19 protein-coding genes are annotated in these 18,644 nt (G+C 65.7%); 4 read left to right on the top strand and 15 right to left on the bottom strand.

Annotation, left to right across the window (positions count from 1 at the left end):
* Positions 1-220 precede the first annotated feature (220 nt).
* Positions 221-1,465, top strand: a complete 1,245-nt coding sequence (locus ABIB35_RS08170; protein ID WP_354180416.1) for an MFS transporter — start codon at positions 221-223, stop codon at positions 1,463-1,465.
* Here ABIB35_RS08170 and ABIB35_RS08165 read toward each other — a convergent pair.
* From ABIB35_RS08165 to infC, 5 genes are all read right to left on the bottom strand, one after another.
* The gene (locus ABIB35_RS08165) at positions 1,371-2,330 is read right to left on the bottom strand and encodes a cation diffusion facilitator family transporter (protein WP_354180414.1); all 960 of its coding nucleotides are present in this window, start codon (positions 2,328-2,330) and stop codon (positions 1,371-1,373) included. The two genes, ABIB35_RS08170 and ABIB35_RS08165, sit on opposite strands and share 95 nt — an antisense overlap.
* Positions 2,331-2,477: 147 nt before the next feature.
* The gene (locus ABIB35_RS08160; RefSeq protein ID WP_502915753.1) at positions 2,478-3,407 is read right to left on the bottom strand and encodes a TrmH family RNA methyltransferase; all 930 of its coding nucleotides are present in this window, start codon (positions 3,405-3,407) and stop codon (positions 2,478-2,480) included.
* A gap of 20 nt (positions 3,408-3,427) precedes the next feature.
* Complete coding sequence (gene rplT / locus ABIB35_RS08155; protein WP_354180410.1) at positions 3,428-4,075, bottom strand: 50S ribosomal protein L20, sunset domain variant; 648 nt, start codon at positions 4,073-4,075, stop codon at positions 3,428-3,430.
* A 119-nt stretch (positions 4,076-4,194) separates the two neighbouring features.
* On the bottom strand, positions 4,195-4,389 hold the full coding sequence (rpmI, locus tag ABIB35_RS08150) for a 50S ribosomal protein L35 (protein ID WP_354180409.1): 195 nt from the start codon (positions 4,387-4,389) through the stop codon (positions 4,195-4,197).
* Positions 4,390-4,501: 112 nt separating this feature from the next.
* Complete coding sequence (gene infC / locus ABIB35_RS08145) at positions 4,502-5,500, bottom strand: translation initiation factor IF-3 (protein ID WP_502915752.1); 999 nt, start codon at positions 5,498-5,500, stop codon at positions 4,502-4,504.
* A gap of 417 nt (positions 5,501-5,917) precedes the next feature.
* On the opposite strand from infC, the gene ABIB35_RS08140 reads away from it, so the two are divergent.
* Positions 5,918-6,346, top strand: a complete 429-nt coding sequence (locus ABIB35_RS08140) for a DUF1844 domain-containing protein (RefSeq protein WP_354180407.1) — start codon at positions 5,918-5,920, stop codon at positions 6,344-6,346.
* Between the two features lie 118 nt (positions 6,347-6,464).
* Complete coding sequence (locus ABIB35_RS08135; protein ID WP_354180405.1) at positions 6,465-7,154, top strand: DnaJ family domain-containing protein; 690 nt, start codon at positions 6,465-6,467, stop codon at positions 7,152-7,154.
* Here the strand turns inward: ABIB35_RS08135 and ABIB35_RS08130 are convergent.
* From ABIB35_RS08130 to ABIB35_RS08095, 8 genes are all read right to left on the bottom strand, one after another.
* A complete protein-coding gene (locus tag ABIB35_RS08130; RefSeq protein WP_354180403.1) occupies positions 7,151-8,446 on the bottom strand; it encodes an MFS transporter in 1,296 nt (431 codons plus the stop codon). The two genes, ABIB35_RS08135 and ABIB35_RS08130, sit on opposite strands and share 4 nt — an antisense overlap.
* 35 nt (positions 8,447-8,481) lie before the next feature.
* Positions 8,482-9,330: an SseB family protein gene (locus ABIB35_RS08125; RefSeq protein WP_354180401.1), complete on the bottom strand. Its 849-nt coding sequence runs from the start codon at positions 9,328-9,330 to the stop codon at positions 8,482-8,484.
* 5 nt (positions 9,331-9,335) lie between these two features.
* On the bottom strand, positions 9,336-10,085 hold the full coding sequence (gene priA / locus ABIB35_RS08120; protein WP_354180400.1) for a bifunctional 1-(5-phosphoribosyl)-5-((5-phosphoribosylamino)methylideneamino)imidazole-4-carboxamide isomerase/phosphoribosylanthranilate isomerase PriA: 750 nt from the start codon (positions 10,083-10,085) through the stop codon (positions 9,336-9,338).
* A 41-nt stretch (positions 10,086-10,126) separates the two neighbouring features.
* A complete protein-coding gene (locus ABIB35_RS08115; RefSeq protein ID WP_354180399.1) occupies positions 10,127-10,285 on the bottom strand; it encodes a CG2302 family histidine operon protein in 159 nt (52 codons plus the stop codon).
* A gap of 4 nt (positions 10,286-10,289) precedes the next feature.
* On the bottom strand, positions 10,290-10,928 hold the full coding sequence (gene hisH / locus ABIB35_RS08110; RefSeq protein ID WP_354180398.1) for an imidazole glycerol phosphate synthase subunit HisH: 639 nt from the start codon (positions 10,926-10,928) through the stop codon (positions 10,290-10,292).
* Positions 10,925-11,542, bottom strand: coding sequence for an imidazoleglycerol-phosphate dehydratase HisB (gene hisB, locus ABIB35_RS08105; RefSeq protein ID WP_354180397.1), 618 nt, complete (start codon positions 11,540-11,542; stop codon positions 10,925-10,927). Before hisB ends, hisH begins: the two co-directional genes overlap by 4 nt.
* 166 nt (positions 11,543-11,708) lie before the next feature.
* A complete protein-coding gene (locus tag ABIB35_RS08100) occupies positions 11,709-12,818 on the bottom strand; it encodes a histidinol-phosphate transaminase (protein WP_354180395.1) in 1,110 nt (369 codons plus the stop codon).
* 330 nt (positions 12,819-13,148) lie between these two features.
* Positions 13,149-13,487 carry a LysM peptidoglycan-binding domain-containing protein gene (locus ABIB35_RS08095; RefSeq protein WP_354180393.1) on the bottom strand — a complete coding sequence of 113 codons (339 nt, stop codon included), beginning with the start codon at positions 13,485-13,487 and terminating at the stop codon, positions 13,149-13,151.
* Between the two features lie 659 nt (positions 13,488-14,146).
* Between ABIB35_RS08095 and lexA the strand changes: the two genes are divergently transcribed.
* Positions 14,147-14,863 carry a transcriptional repressor LexA gene (gene lexA / locus ABIB35_RS08090; protein ID WP_502915755.1) on the top strand — a complete coding sequence of 239 codons (717 nt, stop codon included), beginning with the start codon at positions 14,147-14,149 and terminating at the stop codon, positions 14,861-14,863.
* Positions 14,864-15,000: 137 nt separating this feature from the next.
* Here lexA and ABIB35_RS08085 read toward each other — a convergent pair whose 3' ends face one another.
* Together ABIB35_RS08085 and hflX are read right to left on the bottom strand one after the other, a co-directional pair.
* The gene (locus ABIB35_RS08085) at positions 15,001-17,061 is read right to left on the bottom strand and encodes an ATP-dependent DNA helicase (protein ID WP_354180390.1); all 2,061 of its coding nucleotides are present in this window, start codon (positions 17,059-17,061) and stop codon (positions 15,001-15,003) included.
* A complete protein-coding gene (gene hflX / locus ABIB35_RS08080; protein WP_354180388.1) occupies positions 17,054-18,625 on the bottom strand; it encodes a GTPase HflX in 1,572 nt (523 codons plus the stop codon). The genes ABIB35_RS08085 and hflX overlap by 8 nt, the downstream gene beginning before the upstream one ends.
* Positions 18,626-18,644: the final 19 nt, after the last annotated feature.

Below are 18,644 nucleotides of genomic sequence, written 5' to 3'. Positions count from 1 at the left end.
ACTAAACTGGGCCCGACAGCGCTGTCGCGGGGAACCGCCCAGCCCGGGCTGCAGGTACGTCCTGCATCCCGGCGACCGCGCGTCTGCCCCGCCATCGGCGCTTTGCTGTGCCCGTGCCGCGGGGTTCAGCGGCTTCCTGCTTCGCTCAGTTATCTGCGGTTTACTGCGGACTTTCGGCTGGCGGCATGCACTTCACCCGCATCCTTTCTGAAAGAGTTTCATGTCTTCAACACCCGCGCTCCACGCCAAGCGGGCTTCCTTGGCTATTTTCGCCCTCGCTGTGGGTGGATTTGCCATCGGCACCACCGAGTTTGCGATCATGGGCCTGCTCCAGGAGATGGTCACCGATCTGAACATCTCCGTGCCTTCAGGCGGTCATGTCATCTCCGCCTACGCCCTGGGTGTGGTGGTCGGAGCTCCGATTCTCGCTGCTTTGGGTGCGCGGATGCCCCGCAAGAGACTGGCCGTGGGGCTGATGATGCTCTTCACCGTGGGCAACCTATCCTCCTTTTTTGCTCCCGACTACCAGTGGCTGCTGGTGAGCCGGTTTCTGTCCGGACTGCCGCACGGAGCCTTCTTCGGCGTCGCCGCCGTCATCGCCGCTTCACTGGTGGCGCCCACCCGCCGTGCCCGCGCCATTTCCATGGTGATGCTGGGACTGAGCATTGCCAATGTGGTCGGCGTCCCGTTCGCCACGTGGTTGGGACAGCAGGCCGGATGGCGCTGGATGTTCGTGATGGTCGGAATGATCGGCCTGCTCACCGTCGCGCTGATGGTGCGCTTCGTTCCGCACCAGGCTGCCCTTCCCGGAGCCAGCATCCGCCGGGAGCTCGGCGCCCTTCGCCGGATCCAGGTGTGGCTGGCGCTTCTAGTCGGCACCGTGGGCTTCGGCGGGTTCTTTGCGGTGTACGCGTATATCTCCCCCACCATGACCAACGTTGCCGGGTTCAACGCCGACCTGCTGCCCTTGATCGTAGGCCTGTACGGCGTGGGGAACGTGGTGGGCAACATTGCCGGCGGCCGGCTGGCGGACCGCAACGTCATGGGCAGCATCTACGCGATTCTGCTGGGAACTGTCGTCATCCTGGCCGGATACGCCTGGCTCGTGCAGTACAAGGTTGGGGCGCTTGCTCTGGTCTTCCTGGTCGGAGCGATCGGCTCAATGCTGGTGCCGCCGCTGCAGACCCGACTGCTGGATGTGTCCCCCGATGCCCAGTCCCTGGCGTCCTCCCTGACCCACTCCGCGTTGAACATGGCCAACGCCCTCGGGGCCCTGCTGGGCGGGCTCGTCATCGCCTGGGGCTGGGGCTACCGCTCCCCCGCCGTCGTCGGCGCCGTCCTGGCCCTGATGGGACTGGGCATCGCCCTGGTTAGTGGGCTACTGGACCGGAGGGGTCCCCGGGAACCTGCTGCGGCCGGTGCGGCACGAACACATCCGGTTCCAGATAAATCAGGCGCGCAATAGGCACTGCCGACCGGATCCGATCTTCAGCGCCGTTGATGGCCTCAGCGATGTGCTCACCGGTCTCCCCCTCATCCACCGAGATCTTCGCGGCGACCAGCAGTTCCTCAGGGCCCAGGTGCAGAGTCTTAAGATGAATGATGCGCGTTCCGTCTGAGGTGATGGCCTCCTCAATCCTGCGAACGTCGCTCACAGTGGCGGACTCACCCAGCAGCAGGGACTTGGTTTCCACTGCCAGCACCGCCGCGATGGCCACCAGCAGCAGGCCGATCATGGCGGTTCCGGCCGCATCCCACAGTCCGTTGCCGGTAATCAGGGTCATGCTGACCCCGAACAGTGCGAAGACCAGGCCCAACAGGGCGCCAACATCTTCGAGCAGGACCACGGGCAGCTCCGGCGCCTTAGCCGTCCGCACAAACTCGACCCAGGGCTTGCGGGCGCGGACCTGGTTGGACTCTCTGATGGCCGTGCGCAGCGAGTAGCTTTCCGCGATGATCGATCCGCCCAGGACCGCCAGCGGCACCCACCACCACTGCCCCTCGATCGGATGCGGATCCTGCCACTTGTGGTATGCCTCGTACAGGGCAAAGAGACCGCCCACGCTGAACAGGACGATCGAGACGATGAACGCATAGATGTACCGCTCACGGCCGTAGCCAAAAGGGTGCTCCGGGCTGGCCTGGCGTGCGGCGCGCTTGCCTCCCACCAGGAGCAAAACCTGGTTGCCCGAGTCCGCCACTGAGTGGATTGCCTCGGCAAGCATTGAGGATGAGCGTGTCAGCCCGTAGGCCACAAATTTGAGAACCGCAATGATGAGATTGGCGGTCAGTGCCGCAACAACCGCCTTGGTACCGCCGCTGGCAGACATGGTGGAGGCCCGTTCGCTAAGTGTCCCTGGCGCTGCCCCCGATTGGAGGAGTCCAGCGATCACTTTAGCGGTTCGAAGGGTACTTAGCACCGGCAGGACCCGACTGTACCGGCGGGTCCGCCGTATCAGCACTTCTCCTGCAGCGTCCTAACGGTTTTGGGCGCGCGCCGAGGCATACAGGCACACGGTGGCTGCGGTGCCCACGTTGAGGCTTTCGGCACGTCCGTAGACGGGGACGGCCACCCGGTAATCGGCGTCGGCAAGCTGTGTATCGGAGAGGCCCTGGGCTTCGTTGCCGAAGAGCCAGGCGGTGGGGTTCTCCAGCCTCGGCTGGGACGGCTCAGCGGTAGGCGCCGGTTCGCCGTCGGGGTCTTCTGAGGTGGCCGGGGCCAGCCGGCGGAGGGCGCTTTCGTCCTGCAGTCGGTCCAGGTCCACGTTGCCGTAGCCGTCCGCTGCCAGGACGGTGAGCCCGTGGGCGCGGAAGGCGGACATCACGAAGTCGAACTCGACGCCGGTGACCACGGGCAGGTGAAACAGGGAGCCGGCGGTGGAGCGCACGGCTTTGGGGTTGTGAATGTCCACGCTGGAGGCGGTCAACACCACGGCGTCGGCGCCCGCGGAATCCGCAGCGCGGAGGATCGTTCCTGCATTGCCGGGGTCGCGGACTTCGCACAGCACGGCAATCAGGCGGGCTCCGGAGGCCAGCACCTCATCCAGGTCGTAGTCCTGGATGCGGCAAACGGCCACGATGCCCTGCGGGGAAATAGTGGTGGCCATCGCGCCGATCACTTCATCAGTGGCCAGGCGCAGCGATACGTCTGCTGCCAGATCCGCCAGCTCGGGCAGCCGGTCCAAGCACCCTTCAGTGGCAAAGACTTCAAGTACGACGCCGGTGCCGCCGCTGTGAACATCCGCCCGGTGGCTCAACAGCGCCTCCCGGACGGCTTGCGGCCCCTCGGCCACGAAACGTCCGGTCTTTAAACGCGCTGGGCGCCCGGCCAGCTTCGCCACGTCCCTCACCCGATCTGCTCGGGGGTTGGACATTAGCGGAGCCGGCGGGCGCCCATCGATACTCATGATCGGTTAATAACCGGTCTTTAGCCCTGGAACTTCTGGCGGGATTCTCCGCCAGCAGGCTCCAGGCCGGCAGCCTTGGCTGCTTCGACGGAGTTGAACCAGTATTCGGCTACGGTCTGCTCGTACCAGGTGGAACCCGGAACGTGGTACTTGCCCGAAGCCTGGTTTCCCTTGATGACATAGCCTTCGGGGGCGTCGCCCTCAGAAGCCTTGAAGCCACCCTTGGCCTCAGCTACAGCAGCGGCCGGCTTGGAGGCAGCCGGAGCAGCCTTTGCAGCGGGAGCAGCGGCGACGGCCGGGGCGGAAGTATCGGAGGGCAGTGCGTTCTTGGCGATCTGCACCAGCGTGGCGAACGCTGCGGCGTCGTTGACGGCCAGTTCGGCCAGCATGCGGCGGTCAACCTGGATCTCGGCAGCCTTCAGGCCCTGGATCAGACGGTTGTAGGTCAGGCCGTTGGCGCGGGATGCAGCATTGATGCGCTGGATCCACAGGCGACGGAAGTCACCCTTGCGCTTGCGGCGGTCGCCGTAGCTGTACACAAACGAGTGCAGCAGCTGCTCTTTGGCCTTGCGGACCAGGCGTGAACGCTGTCCGCGGTAACCCTTGGCGCGCTCGAGAATAACCCGACGCTTCTTGTGGGCGTTTACCGCCCGCTTCACACGTGCCACGTGCGTACTCCTTTAGATAAATCTTCCGTGCACCGCGAGGTGCTCGGCCTGGTACTCAGGCCCGGAAAAGCTTGGTGGGGTGACGGCAGCCCGGACGGGCCGCCTGTCGAGGGAAAAGACTAGATGCCCAGCATCTTCTTGATGACCTTGGCGTCTGCCGGGGCAACAATCTTGTCACTGGCGAGGCGGCGCGTCAGCGTGGACGGCTTGTGCTCGAGGTAGTGGCGGCGGTTGGCCTGCTGGCGCTTGAGCTTGCCGGTTCCGGTCAGCTTGAAGCGCTTCTTGGCGCCACTGTGGGTCTTCATCTTCGGCATGACTACCGATCTCCTTTAGGTTTCCGCGGGCCTGGGCCCGCGGGGCTTTGGGCACCTTTGCAGGTGCCAGGGGTTACTGGACGCCGGGACGTCCTGCGGGAAAAGCTGAGACTTACTCCGCAGTTCCGGGCTTATTCTGGCTCGCTGCGCCCCGTGAAGGAGCAGCCTTGCCAGCAGGTTTGGGCGCTGCAGCCGGCTTGGGCCGGGCTGCAGGCTTCGGTGCGGGCTTCATTGCCGTGGGCTTAGGCACTGCAGCAGGCTTGGGAGCAGCTGCGGGCTTCGACTCGACCGGGGCGGCCGGAGCAGCGGGAGCCTCTGCGGCCGGCTGGGGAGCCGGAGCCTTGGCAGCCTGTGCCGCACGGCGTGCATCGGAAGCAGCCTTCTCAGCTGCTGCCTGTGCGCGCTTTTCGGCCATTTCCTTGTCAGCCTGTTCCTTCTCTGCACGGGCCTTGTCAGCCTCGGCAGCGGAGGAACCGAGGCGCAGGCCGTCCGGCAGAAGATCTGCCAGGCTCTGCGTCAGCGGCGCCTTGTTCTCGGCGGAGGTATCCACCCGAGCGGGGGCTTCGCCGTTCTTGGCGGCCTCGTTGGCTGCCTTGGCGTCTGCGCGCTGCGTTGCGCGGCGGGCTTCAGCCTTGGCCTCTGCCTTGTTCTTCAGCGGGCCAATGACCATGACCATGTTGCGGCCGTCGATGCGGGGAGTGGATTCAACCACACCAACCTCGGCGACGTCAGCTGCGAACTTGTTCAGCAGCTTCATGCCCATTTCCGGACGCTGCTGTTCGCGGCCGCGGAACTGGATCATGGCCTTGACCTTGTCACCGGCTGCGAGGAAGCGCATGGCGTGGCCGCGCTTGGTTTCGTAGTCGTGAGTGTCAATCTTCAGACGGAACCGGATTTCCTTCAGGACGGTGTTCGTCTGATTCTTGCGAGCCTCACGGGCCTTGACAGCGGCTTCGTACTTGTACTTGCCGAAGTCCATTAGTTTGCACACCGGAGGCTTGGCCTGCGGTGCTACCTCAACAAGATCAAGGTCGGATTCGGCTGCCAGACGCAGGGCGTCTTCAATACGGACAACCCCAACTTGCTCTCCAGCCGGTCCTACCAGCCGCACCTCAGGGACGCGGATTCGATCATTGATTCTTGGCTCGCTAATGTTGCAGCTCCTGTTTATTCCAAAACGGCTACCGCCTGCAACTGAAGAAGGCCCCCAATTGCATGCGCAATCGGAGGCCTCGAGGGGTCGGCATGTGCCGCGTGAGCAGCAACCTCCCGGGGTAACTGGCCAGGCAATGCCTGGACCCGCCACCGGGGGCCGACCATACCCGGCAACTCTGCTTCTGCACCTGCGCCCTACAGGGCACATGAACTGAAGATTCAGGTTGACGCGGGTGGGAGGAGTCTCCGCTTGCATACTGGTTGAAGTGGAACTTTCAACATCCACCTTGTGAAGTGCAGTGCCCTTACGGGCAGTACCTCTAAGGGCAGTGAAAGTAACGACAACCAGTCGGTCTGTGACAAGCTTACCAGTATGAGTACCCCACAGAGCAACCCGGCGGGCGAGCCCACCCGCCATTCCTTCCCCGGCACCACGGAAGAGGTGCACGCCCCCTCCGCTGAAGAGCAGGAAGTGGCGGCCCAGATGCGCGACATCGCCGAGGTTCCCGCAATTGAAGTCATCACCACCGCTGCCGTTCACCTGATGAGCGCGGCCGCCGTCAAGTGCGGCCTGGCCGACGGCGACGACGCCGAGGAACTGAAGGACCTCGACGAAGCCCGGAAGCTGATTACGGCCCTGGCCGGCTTCGTGACCGCCGCCGCTCCCGAGATCGGCAGCCAGCATGCCGGTCCGTTGCGCGACGGCCTGCGTTCGCTGCAGCTGGCCTTCCGTGAGGCCTCCGAGCTGCAGGACGCTCCGGGCAAGGGCCCAGGCGAGAAGTTCACCGGCCCCGTCAACTAACCCAGCACCAGCCTGCGCCCGGAGTGCCTGCCCGCTGAGGCAGGCACTCCGGGCTTTTCTGTGCCCGGCGGCGGCGCGTACCCTGTACGGGACATTCAAGGAAAGGCGGCGACTCGCAATGACCGGCAGTGGTGCGGAGGCTTACCGAAAACGGCTGGAACAGGCGGCGCGACTCAAAGCCGCCGGAACACCCGAAGCTGCCGGTTACAAGCTGCCCGAGGGGCTGGGCACTGCCGAATCCGATGAAGCGCACGAGAGACGCCGGAAGTTCACCGAGGCGCAGAAGGCGGACTACCTCATTCGGGATGCCATGAAACGCGGCGAGTTCGACAACCTCAGCTACGCAGGCAAACCCATTCCCGGCCTTGATGATCCCGATCCACACTGGTGGATCAAGCGGCTCATCCAACGGGAGAACATCAGCGGGCTGGGCCCCCCGGCCCTACTGCTTCGGGTAGAGGACGAGGAGTTCGAGGGACGCCTGGATCAGTTACCCTCCGAGGCTCAGGTGCGCGACGCCGTTGAGGACTTCAACTCGCGCGTCATCAACGCGCGCCGGCAGCTATTGGGCGGTCCGCCGGTGATTACCAAACTGCGCGACGTCCAGGACGAGGTGCACGGCTGGCGGCAGCGCCGGGGATTGCCCGTTGCTGACGCCGGAGCAGCGGCGGAAGTCGGCGCTGGGGAACCGGATGCTCCGGAACACGGCAGACGCGGCCGGAACAGCCCGGGCAATCCATCCGGCTGGGGGCGCCGACTGCAGCGGTGGCTGCCGGGTTGGCTGAGGGGAAGGAGCCTTTGGCCCTAGACCTCCGACAGACGCTGTCCGCGCCGGCTGAACCTGCGCACCGTCAGGATGACCAGGACCAGCAGCGACGCTGAGACTCCGGCGAAGGCGAAACCTGCCCACGGCCCCACAAAATCGATGGCGGCACCGGCCAGCGGAGCTCCCAGAGCGGTACCGGAGGTGAGCGCAGACCCGTACCAGCCCATCGCTTCACCGCGGCGCTCCTCGGACACCAGATCGGCCACGCGTTCGGAAGCAGAGGACAATACGGGGGCGCAAAGCAGCCCGGCCGGAATGGACAGCAGCGCCAAGCTGATCGTGTCCGTTGCCAGGGCCATGGGAAGCGTCAGGACGGCCATGGCCAGCAGGAGCAGCATGGGTGAAATCCGGCGGCTCATGGCTCCGTAAATCAATCCGCCCACCACCGAGGCTGCGCACCAGACGGCGAAAACAAGGCCCACCTGCTGGGGCTTTCCGGAGGACTCCACCAGGGCGACAATGCCCACATCGGAGCTGGACAGCAGCAGACCGGCACCCACCGCTACGGCAAAGACCACGGCCACACTGACCGTGAACCAGGAGAACCCCGAGCGCAGCCGCGCCCCGCGGCTCAGGACCGCCAGGGGCTGCAGTTCCGCCGAAGCCTCCGCCAGATGTGCCGGCGCAGCGGCAACCACGGCGGCGTTGGCCGCGTCGCGTTCCTGGACCTCGGTGGCGGCGTCGCGCGGGTTCTCCGAACGTGTGGGCGGGTTGAACCAGATCAGCAGCAGGCCTGCGAGCGACGTGGTAATGCCCACCATGGTTAGCCCCACCACGGAGGAAAGCGAGGTGGCGAGGACGGCGCCCAGGGCGGGCCCGCCCATGAAAACAACCTCGGTGGCAATGGAGTCCAGGGCGAACGCCGTCCGCCGCTGGTCCCCCGTGGCCAGCACGCCCAGTGACTGCCGGACCACGCTGAAGACCGGAAGCGTGAAGACGCCGCCGATCAGCGCCAGGACCAGCAGCCACTCATAGCTGGCATGCGGGGCGATGGACCAGATGACGGCCTCGGAGATGACCGAGGGAATCAGCGCCCGGCGCAGGCCCACATTGTCCACGCGGCGGCCGCGCCACGGGGCGCCGAAGGCAATGCCCACCGTGACAACCGCCGCAACTGCGCCGGCCTTGGCATAGCCCATGTCCATGGTCATGACCACATGCAGGGTCAGGAGCACACCTGCTGCGGAGTGCGGGAAACGGGCAATCATTCCCACCAGCAGCAGACGGCGGATCGGGGCAACACGAAGCAGCTCCCCGTAGGCGGCAAAATTCACGGCACTTCTCTTCCGGCGGTCCCCCGCCCAACGGGTCAGCGCGTGATTTTGAGTTCCAGTGAATCCACGCGCTCGACAAATAAGGGATCGGCAGCGAGCCGTTGCTGCAGCGTTCCGGCGATGCCCTGCACCGCCTGCGCATCCAGTCCCGGTGCCAGGTGAAGAACCATTCTAAGCTCAGGACCGGCACCGCCTCCGGCCATGACGGACCCGCGCGCCGACCGCGTGGCCGTCCCCGGCCCCTGAACCAGCTCCACCCTGGTAACTGAGGGTTCGACGTCGACGGCTGCGGACACAGCCCGGCCCACCTCTTCGTCGGCGTAGGAGGGGGTCCAGTCCCGCTGCTGGGCCAGTGCCCACATGGCCGGCCGGCGCACCACAAAGGTGACGTCAGCACCGGGATCCACGACCAGCAGCTGCGCCTCCTCCGACACGGCGGAGAGCGCGGCCCGGGCAGCGTACACCGCCACCGGGCGGGCTTCCGGATGCCACTTCTGCAGGGCAGGAACGGAGGTGAACACCGGCAGGGCCTTGCGGCCGTCCGGGGCCGTCAGCGTGACCAAGGCCATGTCCGCTTCTTTGTCCGCGGCCAGACCGTGCTCGGATGCCGCTTCCTCGGCCAGGGTCGCGACGATGGGCACGAACACGCGGGCGCTGGCCAGCGAGGCCACCACCTGCGCCTCGGTGCCGGTGCCGGCTTCCAGCGCCGCCAGGGCGGCGAGGTAACCTGCGTCGGCACTTCCGTCGTCGGCGTCAAAGTTGTGCAGCGGGTTGCCGTCACCGGACAGATCCCGACCGGCCCAGGACTGTCCCGCAGAGTCGGCCGGCCCGCCGGCGCCGGCAAGGGCGGCGGCGATGTGTCCGGGAAGGGCGCGCTCAGCCATGGGTCCTAGCGCTCCGGGTGGCCGGCGACGTCGAAGGCCTGCGGCAGGGTGAAGGCGCCGGCATAGAGGGCCTTGCCCACAATGGTGCCTTCCAGCCCCAGCGGAACGAGCTCGCGCAGGGCAGCCAGATCATCCAGGGACGAGATGCCGCCGGAAGCGACAACGGGACGGTCGGTGCGCTGAAGGACCTCGCGCAGCAGCTCGAGGTTCGGGCCGCGCAGCGTTCCGTCCTTCGTGACGTCGGTGACCACGTAGCGCGGGCAGCCGGCGTCCTCCAGACGGGCCAGCACCTCCCAGAGGTCGCCGCCGTCCTTGGTCCAGCCGCGGGCGGCCAGGGTGGTGCCGCGGACATCAAGCCCGACGGCGATGGCCTCGCCGTAGCGGGCAATCGCGCTGGCGGTCCACTCCGGGTTTTCCAGTGCGGCGGTGCCCAGATTGACGCGGCTGGCGCCCAGTTCCAGGGCCATGTCCAGGGAGGCATCGTCGCGGATGCCGCCGGAGAGTTCCACCTTGATATCCAGCTGGTCCACCACACGCTTGAGCAGGGGCAGGTTGGAACCGCGGCCGAAGGCTGCGTCCAGGTCCACCAGATGGACCCAGGCGGCGCCGTCGTTCTGCCAGGCCATGGCGGCATCGAGCGGATCGCCGTAGCTGGTTTCGCTGCCGGCTTCGCCCTGGACCAGGCGAACGGCCTGGCCGTCGGCTACATCCACGGCGGGCAGAAGTTCGAGGACGGGTGTTTCAACAAGTGACATGGTTCTGCTTTCCGTGGGGGTTTCGGCAGCGGCGGAGGGTGTTAGACGCTGCTGTCGATCAAGAGGTAGGCGCCAAGCAGGGACATTCCCGCAAGGACCCAAAAACTAACGGTGACGATTTGGGACATGCCCTGACGGCGGAAGGAAATGGCGCCGCCGATCAGAATTCCGGCAAGGCCCATCAAAATGACGCTCCACATAGCCCTAGCCCAGCGTCTTCAGCCAGTTTTCCAGCAGCGCCGCACCGGCGTCACCGGACTTTTCCGGATGGAACTGCGTGGCCGTCAGCGGCCCGTTTTCCACGGCTGCCACAAAGCGGCTGCCGTGCTCGGCCCAAGTGACCTGGGGAGCACGCATGGCGGGCTGGGTAACGTCGAAGTCCCATTTCTGCACGCCGTAGCTGTGCACAAAGTAGAAGCGCTCGTCCTCGATGCCGGCAAATAGCTGGGAGCCTTCCGGCGGCTGGACGGTGTTCCAGCCCATGTGCGGCACCACATCGGCGTCCAGGCGTTCCACAACGCCGGGCCACTCCCCCATTCCGGGGGTGCGCACGCCGTGCTCCACACCCTCATCGAAGAGCACCTGAAGTCCCACGCAGATGCCCATCACCGGGCGGCCGCCGGCGATGCGACGTCCGATCAGGCGGAGGGCATCCACCTCTTTCAGGCCCTGCATAACGGCGGCAAAGGCACCGACTCCGGGCACCAGCAGGCCGTCGGCCTCGAGGACATCGGCGGACTTGGAACTCAGGGTGACGTTTGCGCCTACGCGCTCCAGCGCGCGGACGGCGGAACGAATGTTGCCGGACCCATAATCAAGGACCGTGACGTTGCGGCTGCTCATAGGGCTCCCTTGGTGGACGGAATGCCCTCTACCCGGGGATCCGGCTCCACAGCGGCACGCAGGGCGCGCGCAAAGGCCTTGAACTGGGCTTCCACGATATGGTGCGGGTCCCGGCCGGCAATAACGGTCATGTGCAGGCAGATCTGGGCGTGCAGCGTGATGGCCTCGAAGACGTGGCGGGTCAGCGAACCGGTGAAGTGTCCGCCGATCAGGTGGTATTCCTGTCCTGCAGGCTCCCCCGAGTGCACCAGATAAGGGCGGCCGGAAATGTCGACGACGGCGTTGGCCAGGGCTTCGTCCAGCGGAACCGTGGCCTCGCCGAAACGGCGGATGCCGGCCTTGTTACCGAGCGCGGTCTTCAGCGCCTCGCCAATGCTGATGGCAATGTCCTCGACGGTGTGGTGGACATCGATATGGGTGTCACCGGTGGCCTGGACCGTGAGATCCATCAGGGAGTGCTTGGCCAGAGCCGTCAGCATGTGGTCGTAGAACGGCACAGATGTGCTGATGCTGGACTGGCCCGTTCCGTCCAGGTCCAGCTCCACTACCACAGACGATTCACTGGTCACCCGTTCGATCCGGGCCGTGCGTCCGGTGGTGGTCTCCACAGTCATGGTTTTCCTTTGAAAGAAGATGGTCTCTGCTAACAGTTTAGTGGCTGCCCGCCGGAGAGGTTCCGCGGCGGTGTGGCCCCCGGAAGGGCTACCGCGCGGTGGAACGTGCCGGGGCTACCGGCCAGGGCTACCGGCCAGGGCTACCGGCCAGGGCTACCGGCCAGGGCTACCGAATGCCGGCGGCCAGCAGCTCGCGGAGCCGGGACAGGAAGGCACTGGTCTCAGGCTCGGTGCCCGCGGTAACCCGCAGGTAGCCCGGGATTCCGACGTCGCGCACCAGTACGCCTGCCTCCAACAGCCCTTCCCAGACAACATGGGGGTGCTCCATCCCGCCGAAGAACACGAAATTGGCGTCCGACGGTGCGGGCTTGAGGTCCAGGACGAGCAGCTCCGAAACAATGCGGTCACGCTGGACTTTGATGGCCTCCACGTTGGCGAGCAGTGCATCGGCGTGTTCCAGGGCTGCGTTGGCAGTGGCCTGCGTGATTGCTGAAAGGTGGTAAGGCAGCCGGACCAGGCGCAGTGCGTCGGCGACTTCGGGGGCTGCCGCCATGTAGCCCACCCGGGCTCCGGCGAGCGCGAAGGCCTTGCTCATGGTCCGCGAGACGATCAGTCGCTCCCGGCCGGGCAGCAGCTGCAGCGCACTGGGGGTTCCGGCGTGGAAGAACTCGGCGTAGGCCTCATCCACGATCACGATTGTCTGAGACGCGGCGCCGGCCTCATAGACGGCTTCGATCACGTCCAGTGAAAGCGCGGTGCCCGTGGGATTGTTGGGTGTGCACAGGAAGACGATGTTCGGCGCGTGGGTGCGTACCTGTTCTGCTGCGGACTCCGCCGTGAGCTCGAAGTCATCGCTGCGTGTGCCCTTGAGGTAGCGGGTGCCGGTGCCGCTGGCCAGCAGCGGGTACATGGAATAGGTGGGAGGGAAACCCATGGCCGTGCGTCCCGGGCCACCGAAGGCTTGAAGGATCTGCTGCAGAACCTCGTTGGATCCATTGGCCGCCCAGATATTGTCAGCGCCGAGTCCGTGGCCAAGGTATGCGGCCAGCCGTTCACGCAGCTCCGTGAACTCCCGGTCCGGATAGCGGTTAAGGCCTTCCACCGCATGCTCTACGGACAGTGCAATGGCCTTGCGCACCGGCTCCGGCAGGCCATGGGTGTTCTCGTTGACGTTTAACAGGATGGGCACATCCAGCTGCGGGGCTCCGTAGGGGGTTAGGCCGCGGAGATCGTCGCGCAGGGGAAGTCGGTTCAGTCTTTCCAGCTGTTCAGTCACCTGTACAGCTTAAGACTCGAAGGCGGAGCGGGAAGAATCCCCCGCCGCGCAGGAAGCGTTGTTACGCCGTGTTAGCCAGCGGCGGTGAGTTGCGTGCCCAATTGGCTGGAACAGCCGTAAGCAGGGGCACCTGTGTCGGGACTCTGCGGCTGCGAAAGGCGACTACATGATTCAGCTACAGGGAGCGGCTGCAGGATGCGGCTACCGGGAGCAGCTGCAGGAACTCCGTGGATGATGCGAACTCAGCGGAGAGAGTTGAGCGTCCCGGGTGGCTGGGACCCCACGCCTAGTGGGGTCGGAACGAAGCGCTGCCCAGGTCAGGCCGAATCCTCAGCCTTGGACCGGCACGTACAACTGCGCGCCGACGGGGATCCGGGCCTCAGTGAGGTTGTTGAGTTCCATAATGTCGGCTATGACGTCCCTCGGATCACGCTCCGGGGCAAATTCCTGGGCCAGTCCCCACAGCGTTTCCCCGGCAGCCACACTGACCTGAACGGTCCGGGTTACCTCGGGGCTACCGCTGGATGCCATGGCCGGGGCGGTGAAGAAACCCAGAACAGTGAGTGCTGCAGCGGCGGTGAGCATCAGCGGCAGACCAATAAAGACGAGCCGGCCCCTGCGGGTCAGGCGCAACCCGCGCCGTTCCCCCGGCACGGTGGAAGACGGCAAAGGCGAACCTGGCAAAGCGGCTTCTCGGCTCTCCGGACCAGTGGAGCTCTCCGGGCCAGTGGATGCGAAGGCTTCCGACGGAAGGAGCGGGGCAACCCCGGCATGCAGGGAAGGAAGGACTGTCTGGGTGGGCATAACAACACCTTTCCGGTTCGATTGCAACGAGGAAAACCCGAAGCCATATTCGAACGATTGGAAGCTATTCGACATACCCGGACGCCGTCGTTGGCGACTTCTCGAAAGTATGTTCGACTCTTGCTGACTCATTTCTAGCACCTATCTACTAACAAAGTCGAGACTCGCTCGAACAAATGTTTGAAAACGTTGCTCCGCTCCCTTAGCGTTGAGGACGAGGGAGAGGTTTACCCGGTTTTGGTCGGGCCGCTCCCGGAGCGTGAGCTCCGGATCGGTTCGTCAGCACCACTGAACCAGCTACCTCTGACATAACCGCCGGCACGGCTTGCACAGCGTTCCGGTTCCGCCTTTTACCCGATCGACCATTTACCGACCAGCTCCGGCAACGCCCGGACCAGCTGACCCGAAGGGAACCCCACGTGGCCCGCAGGACTGCTTCCGAAGACAGCACCAACAAGCCAGCTGCCGCAGGCACCCGTGCGCGTGCCAAGGGGCTCACTCCTCGGCAGAAAACCGTCCTGGAAATGATCCAGCGGTCTGTGAGCACCAACGGGTACCCGCCCACCATGCGGGAAATCGGAGACACCGTAGGTCTGGCCAGCCTTTCCAGCGTCACCCATCAGCTCATGCAGCTGGAGAAGCTCGGCTACATCCGCCGCGACCCCAAGCGTCCCCGTGCCATGGAGATCCTCATCCCCCTGATGCTTCGCGACGGCAACGCGGGAACCCCTGAGGCGGCGGAGGACGGAGCCGCAGCCAGCGGACAGCCCGCGCCCGCCGCCTCCGACCGTCTGTCCACGGACGGGGCCAACGCCGCCACTCCGGCGCCGGCACTGGCATCAGTAACCGAACTTTCCACCTCCGTGGACACCGCCATGGTCCCCCTGGTAGGCCGTATTGCCGCCGGCGGTCCGATTCTGGCCGAGCAGGTCGTGGAGGACATCATGCCGCTGCCCCGCCAGCTGGTGGGCCACGGCGACCTCTTCATGCTCAAGGTCTCGGGAGACTCCATGGTGGACGCCGCCATCTGTGACGGCGACTGGGTGGTTGTCCGCCGGCAGCCAACAGCCGAGAACGGTGACATCGTGGCCGCTCTGCTTGATGACGAGGCCACGGTCAAGACCTTCCGGCAGCGCAACGGCCACACCTGGCTGCTGCCCCAGAACACCCGCTACGAGCCCATCGTGGGCGATCACGCCGTCATCATGGGCAAAGTTGTCTCGGTGATGCGTTCGCTCTAGCGGGGGCTCTCCAGCGGGGGCTTTCCAGCAGGGGCCATTGGAGCGCTCCCGGACAACAAAAATGGCGGTCGGAATTTCTTCCGGCCGCCATTTGCGTATCTGCTGCCTTCTTCTTGTGCCTGTCGACTTCCCAGCGCCTACTTCCGTGCGCCCTGCTTCTGCGCTGTGAGCTCCTCGGCCGCCGATTGCTCAGCCAGGCGTCCCAGCACCGAGAGCACCACTGAGCGGTCGGTGGTGGACCAGAAGGGCGGCAGCGCCGCGCGCAGGAAGCCCCCGTAGCGTGCCGTGGCCAGCCGTGAGTCGAGGACGGCGACCACGCCGCGGTCCCCGGAGGCACGGATGAGCCGGCCGGCGCCCTGGGCCAGACGCACTGCAGCATGGGTGGCAGCGACGGACATGAAGCCGTTGCCCCCGGCTTTGGCCACCGCACGGGTGCGTGCGGTCATCAGGGGATCATCCGGGCGGGGAAAGGGTATGCGGTCGATCAGTACGAGCCGGCAGGCGGCCCCCGGAACGTCCACGCCCTGCCAGAGGGACATCGTGCCGAAAAGGCAGGTGTCGGGTTCCTCCGAGAACTGCTTCACGAGTGAGGACATAGAGGATTCCCCCTGGCACAGGATGGGAAAGTCCACCCGGCCGCGCATGGCATCCGCCGCGTCCTCGGCTGCCCGGCGCGAGGAGAACAAACCCAGGGCGCCGCCGTTGGAAGCCCGAAGCAGCGCTTCAATCTCATCCAGCTGCGCTTCGGAGGTGCCCCGCTCAGGCTTGGGCAGGTCCTTGGCCACGTAAAGGACACCCTGGCGTGGATAGTCGAAGGGACTGCCGACGTCGGTTCCGGTCCACGATGGAGCTCCGGGACCAAGCAGGCCCAGGGCTCCGGCAACCGGGCCAAATTCGGAGCCGATGGCCAGGGTGGCCGAGGTCAGGACCACCGTGTGGCCGTCGAAGAGCCCTTCCCGCAGCCGTCCTGCCACGGACAGCGGCGCAACGTTCAACGTGGCCGGAGCAGTTTCATCCGGCGGTGAGAACCCGCCCGACGGCGAGAAGGAGCTGGGCCTCGAAGCCCAGATCACCTCACCGGCGGCCGGAGCCGACACCAGCCGTTCGCAGACGGTCAGCACAGCCATCAGCCGGGAGCGCGCCGTCTGGCGGCCGCCGTCGGCGGTTTCGCCAGGCTCGGGCTTGGAATCGGAAAGTGCCACCCGGCAGGCTTCACGGATCCGGCCCACCGCCTGTTCCTGCTCTTCGTTCAGTCCGCTGGCCAGCAGGCCGGAGGGAATATTCTCCAGGGACTTCTCGAAGGCTCGTGCCGCCTGTGCCAGTTCCTCCACGCTGGCGGAGGTGTGCTTGCGCGCAGCTGTCACGGCGGCGGTGACAACCGTCCCGGACAACTGTCCGGTGACAGCACCGGTGACCCGGTCCTGCAGTTCGTGGGCCTCATCGATCACCACCACGTCATAATCCGGCAGCACGGCCAGACCCTCAAAGGCGGCAATGGCCAGCATCGCGTGGTTGGTGATAACGACGTCGGCCACTGCGGCGGAGGCGCGGGCCCGCTCGCTGAAGCACTCTGCGGCCACCGGGCATTTCTGCGCGCCGAGGCACTCCATGGAGGTCACCGACACCTGCCGCCAGGCACGGTCGCTGACACCGGGCACCAGATCATCCCGGTCACCGGTGTCCGTTTCCTCGGCCCACTCGCGCAGCCGCATCACTTCACGACCCATGGCGGAGGTGGGAGCGGGCGCGGGGTGGGCCACACCGTGGTCATCGCCCAGGGTGAAGAGAGCCCCGGCGGGATCTTCCTCTTCCGGGAATCCTCCGCCGGTCTTGTGCAGGCAGACATAGTTGCTGCGGCCCTTGAGCAGCGCCACGTCAACGTCCCGGGGCAGCTTGGGCTTGAGCGTCTTGAGCAGCCGGGGCAGGTCCCGGCCCACAATCTGGGACTGCAGGGCCAGCGTGGCGGTGGACACGAGCGTGGGCTTGGTGCTCTCCAGCGCGTGATGGATCAGCGGCACCAGATAGGCCAGGGACTTGCCGGTTCCGGTGCCGGCTTGGACCAGCAGGTGCTGGCCCTCATCAATGGCCTGCGTGACCTGCCGGGCCATTTCATGCTGGCCCGGGCGGTTTTGTCCACCCATGCCGGCAACGGCGGTGTCCAGCAGTTCCAGGACTTCGCCGGTGGTGTCTTTACTCATGGGTGACGAACGGCTCCAGTTCAGCAGCGAGGCCTTCGCGGACCATGACGTGCAGCCGGGTTCCGGTTTCGGAATGGTCCACGGAGAGGATTTCGGTGTCCGGGCTATGTAGCCGTGACACCACGTCCCCGCGCTCGTAGGGCACCATCAGTGTCAAATCCACCGCGGGGCGGGGAATGCCTTCGGAGATGGCCTGCAGGAGTTCGTCGATGCCTTCGCCGGTGCGGGCGGAGACCACCACATGGCGGCGTTCCTTCTGCCGCAGCCGTTCCAGCACAAACGGATCCGCAGCATCGGCCTTGTTCAGCACAATGATTTCCGGAATCTTACGGGCATCGACATCGGTCAGCACGGTGCGGACCGCAGCGATCTGACCCTCCGGGTCAGGATGGGAGGCATCCACGACGTGCAGGATCAGGTCCGCGTCCGCCACTTCTTCCAGCGTGGAGCGGAAGGCCTCCACAAGCTGCGTCGGCAGGGACCGCACAAACCCGACGGTGTCCGCCAGGGTGTAGCCGATGCCGTCTTCGGTCTGTGCCTTGCGGATGGTGGGATCCAAGGTGGCGAACAGGGCGTTCTCCACCAGGACACCGGCATCCGTGAGCCGGTTCAGCAGCGAGGACTTGCCGGCGTTGGTGTAGCCGGCAATGGCCACCGAGGGAACCTGGTTGCGCTGCCGGTTGGCGCGCTTGGTCTCCCGCGCAGGCTTCATATCCGCAATTTCGCGACGCAGCTTTGCCATCCGGGTGCGGATCTTCCGCCGGTCCAGTTCAATTTTGGTTTCACCTGGACCGCGGGAACCCATGCCGGCGCTGGCGCTGCCGACCTGGCCGCCGGCCTGGCGGGACATGGATTCGCCCCAGCCACGCAGGCGCGGCAGCAGGTATTCAAGCTGGGCCAGTTCCACCTGGGCCTTACCCTCGCGGGATTTGGCATGCTGGGCAAAAATGTCCAGGATCAATGCCGTGCGGTCAATGACCTTGACCTTGACGATGTCTTCCAGTCCGCGGCGCTGTGAAGGAGCCAGTTCGCTGTCCACGATGACGGTGTCCGCACCCGTGGCCATCACGATGTCCTTGAGCTCCTGGGCCTTGCCCGAGCCCAGGAAGGTGCCCGGGTCCGGCTTCAGCCGCCGCTGGATGATGCTGTCCAGGACCTCGGAGCCTGCCGTCTCGGCGAGGGCTGCCAGTTCCTGCAGGGAGTTCTCGGCGTCGGCAGCTGTTCCTTCGCTCCACAGCCCTGCCAACACCACACGTTCCAGGCGCAGCTGGCGGTACTCAACCTCGGTGACGTCTTCAAGTTCGGTGGAGAGACCGGCAACACGCCGCAGCGCGTGCCGCTCGCGCAGATCTTCCTGGTCGCCGTCGTGCACCGAATGCCCTGCGTCCTCGCGGGACAGGGCCTGAGCCCTGCCGCGCGGAGCGTCGCGGGCGGGCGTCTTGGCGTCCGCGGCACTTTCCTTGGCGAGGATCCTGTCAATGACCCCCTGGATGTCTTCGGGGCTCAGCTCCGGGTTGGGCTGGGCGGAACCGGACGTGCCAGGACGGGAATTGTTGATGGTCATATTCTCCTTATAAGCCGTG

This window comes from Arthrobacter sp. UYP6, assembly GCF_040547315.1.
Taxonomy (GTDB): domain Bacteria; phylum Actinomycetota; class Actinomycetes; order Actinomycetales; family Micrococcaceae; genus Arthrobacter_B.
Note: the sequence above shows the minus strand (reverse complement) of the source record. Positions and strands in the feature narration are given on the sequence as shown.

Coding starts and splice junctions, on each gene's coding strand:
- ABIB35_RS08170 (WP_354180416.1), top strand. CDS start 221: ATGTCTTCAACACCCGCGCTCCACGCCAAGCGGGCTTCCTTGGCTATT.
- ABIB35_RS08165 (WP_354180414.1), bottom strand. CDS start 2,330: ATGTCTGCCAGCGGCGGTACCAAGGCGGTTGTTGCGGCACTGACCGCC.
- ABIB35_RS08160 (WP_502915753.1), bottom strand. CDS start 3,407: ATGAGTATCGATGGGCGCCCGCCGGCTCCGCTAATGTCCAACCCCCGA.
- rpmI (WP_354180409.1), bottom strand. CDS start 4,389: ATGCCGAAGATGAAGACCCACAGTGGCGCCAAGAAGCGCTTCAAGCTG.
- ABIB35_RS08140 (WP_354180407.1), top strand. CDS start 5,918: ATGAGTACCCCACAGAGCAACCCGGCGGGCGAGCCCACCCGCCATTCC.
- ABIB35_RS08135 (WP_354180405.1), top strand. CDS start 6,465: ATGACCGGCAGTGGTGCGGAGGCTTACCGAAAACGGCTGGAACAGGCG.
- ABIB35_RS08125 (WP_354180401.1), bottom strand. CDS start 9,330: ATGGCTGAGCGCGCCCTTCCCGGACACATCGCCGCCGCCCTTGCCGGC.
- priA (WP_354180400.1), bottom strand. CDS start 10,085: ATGTCACTTGTTGAAACACCCGTCCTCGAACTTCTGCCCGCCGTGGAT.
- ABIB35_RS08115 (WP_354180399.1), bottom strand. CDS start 10,285: ATGTGGAGCGTCATTTTGATGGGCCTTGCCGGAATTCTGATCGGCGGC.
- hisH (WP_354180398.1), bottom strand. CDS start 10,928: ATGAGCAGCCGCAACGTCACGGTCCTTGATTATGGGTCCGGCAACATT.
- hisB (WP_354180397.1), bottom strand. CDS start 11,542: ATGACTGTGGAGACCACCACCGGACGCACGGCCCGGATCGAACGGGTG.
- lexA (WP_502915755.1), top strand. CDS start 14,147: ATGATCCAGCGGTCTGTGAGCACCAACGGGTACCCGCCCACCATGCGG.
- ABIB35_RS08085 (WP_354180390.1), bottom strand. CDS start 17,061: ATGAGTAAAGACACCACCGGCGAAGTCCTGGAACTGCTGGACACCGCC.
- hflX (WP_354180388.1), bottom strand. CDS start 18,625: ATGACCATCAACAATTCCCGTCCTGGCACGTCCGGTTCCGCCCAGCCC.